This is a genomic window from Colwellia marinimaniae, from assembly GCF_002207865.1.
In the GTDB taxonomy this organism is placed as follows: Bacteria; Pseudomonadota; Gammaproteobacteria; order Enterobacterales; family Alteromonadaceae; genus Colwellia; species Colwellia marinimaniae.
Genome location: NZ_BDQM01000341.1, coordinates 1 through 260, shown reverse-complemented (window position 1 = coordinate 260; position 260 = coordinate 1). Strand labels below are relative to the sequence as shown.

Here is a 260-nt window from a genome sequence, read left to right as displayed (position 1 = left end):
GTTTTCCATGCGCTCGGCGTCCTTGCGGGCCTTGCGTTCGCTGTGATGGCCCACAAGGATGGGTTGCCCGAACTCGAACCGCTGGCCGATGGCCTGCACGGCGTTGCGCGCGGCGGCGGCATCATCGGCGCGCTTGTCGCTGTAGTCCTCGAAGCGGTCGGCGCGTTCCTCGGCGCGCTCAACAAGGCTTGTGTCCTCGTCGCCAATCTCGCCGCAAAGCTCCATCAGCAGGTCTTCGCGGGCCGGCGTCCACATGGGGG

At 67.3% G+C, this 260-nt stretch carries 1 protein-coding gene; it reads right to left on the bottom strand.

The window, feature by feature from the left end; translation table 11 throughout:
* Positions 1–260 (bottom strand): DUF3560 domain-containing protein (locus MTCD1_RS19565; RefSeq protein ID WP_143760198.1); only part of this gene is annotated, 260 nt, incomplete at both ends.